Source organism: Rhodococcus sp. ENV425, from assembly GCF_002887785.1.
GTDB lineage: Bacteria > Actinomycetota > Actinomycetes > Mycobacteriales > Mycobacteriaceae > Rhodococcus > Rhodococcus aetherivorans.
In genome coordinates this window covers 1-2,212 of sequence record NZ_PCZU01000148.1, presented here as the reverse complement: position 1 = coordinate 2,212, position 2,212 = coordinate 1, and the positions used below count along the sequence as shown (strand labels likewise).

The 2,212-nt window shown below is 76.4% G+C and carries 1 protein-coding gene and 1 pseudogene; one reads left to right on the top strand and one right to left on the bottom strand.

The features are described from left to right. A pseudogene (locus CQZ88_RS11635) lies at nucleotides 1-592 on the top strand (RND transporter); the annotation flags it as partial. Nucleotides 593-601: 9 nt separating this feature from the next. Here the strand turns inward: CQZ88_RS11635 and CQZ88_RS11630 are convergent. After that, nucleotides 602-2,212, bottom strand: a 1,611-nt coding sequence (locus tag CQZ88_RS11630; RefSeq protein ID WP_102799773.1) for a DUF2339 domain-containing protein, incomplete at its 5' end; no start/stop codon positions are given.

The following is a 2,212-nucleotide window of genomic DNA, read 5'->3' as shown; positions in this document are numbered from 1 at the left end:
CCCGCAGGACCGTCCCCGCCCGCCGGCACCCGAGCCGCAGCAACCGCGCACCGAGCGGCCACCGGCCCCGCAACCGCAGGCGCAGGGTCCCCTGCCCCAGCGCCCCCGCCCGCAGCAGGCGCCGTCGCAGCAGACACCGTCGCAGCAGACACCGTCCCAGCCCCCGCGAGAAGTGCCGGGCCAGGTCCCGCCCGTGCAGGACCAGCGGTCCTCCCCGCCCGCCACGCCGCCGCTGCCCCGCCGGCAGCGCGGCGACGTGCCGCCCCCGGTGACCCAGACGTACGTGCGGCCGCAGGTTCAGCCGCAGCCGCGCTCGTCCGGCGCGCCCACCCGGGACCCGCAGGCAATCGAGAACTGGCTCTCGCAGCTGCGACGGGCCAACCCGCGGACGGCGGATCAGCCGGTCGCGGGCGAGCGGCCGTCGACGACGCCTCCGGCGCAGGACAGCGCCCCCGCCGGCAGGGCCGACGACGCCCCGGCGAACCGGTCGGAGACCGACGCGCAGGATTCGCAGCGCGGCCGGCACGGCGGTGCCGAGAACAGCCAGTCGATCAGCGTGAGTGAACTCATCGCGCGGCAGCGCCGCCGCTGACCGAGCGGGTCAGTCCTCGCCGGGTCCCGGCTCCGCCGAGCCAGATCCGGTCTCCCGGCCGGAGCCGGTCTCCGGGGCGGCGGAGCGTCCGGCGAACGCCTTGGCGTACCGGGTACCGGCGGCGAGCAGCAGCAGGCCCACCACGATGAAGGCGACGACCCGCCACACTCCCTCGAGGGCAGCGAGGTCGAACAGGAAGAGCTTCGCCAGCGCGGCGCCGGTCAGCGACAGCCCCGCGGCCAGCGCGGCGTGCGCGTACTCGGTGCGGGCGAGGCCGAGCGCCAGCATCGCGGTCGCCGCGATCATCCAGCAGATGGTCGCCGCGGTGTGCCCGGCGACGAATCCGGCGTCCGCACCGCCCAGGAGGACGCCCGCGGTCACCAATGCCGTGGTCACCGCATACAGCACCACGAGTGCCGCACCGCTCCACATCCACGGGACGCCGCGTTCGCGGACGAGCCGCAGTCGCGTCGCCGTCCACGCGAGCAGCAGCGTCACCGCGGCGAGCAGGACGGCCGTGACGAGCGTGGCCGCGTCGAGGCGGTCCACGGCCAGCTCCCGGTCGGTGAGGTTCTCGAGTTCGGCGCCGTCGTAGAACATCGCTCCTCCGAGCACCCAGAAGCCGAGGCCGGCGACGTACAGCAGGCGCGACCGCATCGACGCGGCCGCACCGGCATACCCGGCGGCGACCGCGAGCAGCACCGTGGCAGCCGCGTCGGGGCTCGCGCCCGCGAGGCACGCGTGCAGCAGCGCGAACGCCGCCACCGCGACGGACGCCACCCGCAGCGGACGCGACCGGGGCCCGGCGAGGGCGAACAACACGAGGTACCCGGCGGCGGCCGTGCCCTCGAGCGCGACGGCGGGCCACCGGTCCAGCCGCAACCCGACGGCGAGCAGCGGCAGCGCCGCCACCGCCAGGCACACCGCGGCGACGACGTCGCCCGGCTCCCGGCGCAGCAGCAGCACCGCGGTGCCGGCGACGAATGCGGCGACCGCCACCGAGAAGCCGACCAGCCAGGCGAGCTCGCCCCGCTCGGCAAGCTCGGCCCCGGCGATCGACACCAGCAGGACCGCGGCGATCGGCACGACCCGCGCGAGATGCAGCAGCGCCCAGTTGCGGTGCCACTGGGCCGGAAAGCTCGCGACGAGCAGCACCAGCAGGAAGCCGAGCAGCAGCAACGGATCACCGTCCGACAGGGTGGGCGCGAGCAGCGCGGCCCCGAGCACGAGCAGCACGGCCAGAATCCGGTCCGACCAGCGCACCGCGAGCGCGACCCCGGCGCCGGCGACGACGAGCGCGGCGGCCAGACCGACGACCGCCGGCACCCACCGGTAGTAGGCGGTCGCGGCGAAGACCACCAGGTAGCCGCCCGCGAAACCGGTCGCGGCCAGGGCGGCACCGCCGACGCGTCCGCCGTCGCGGCGGTGCACCCGGATCCCGGCGGCCACCAGCGCGGCCGACAGCACCGCACCGGAGACGACGCGGGGCACGGGACCGAAGACACCGGCCTGCGCGGCGAGCACGAGCAGCATCACCACGCCGATGAGGGTGACCGCCACCCCGGCGACGGCGAGCAGACGGCTGATCACGCCGTCGCGCTGCCACCACGGTTCCCGCGC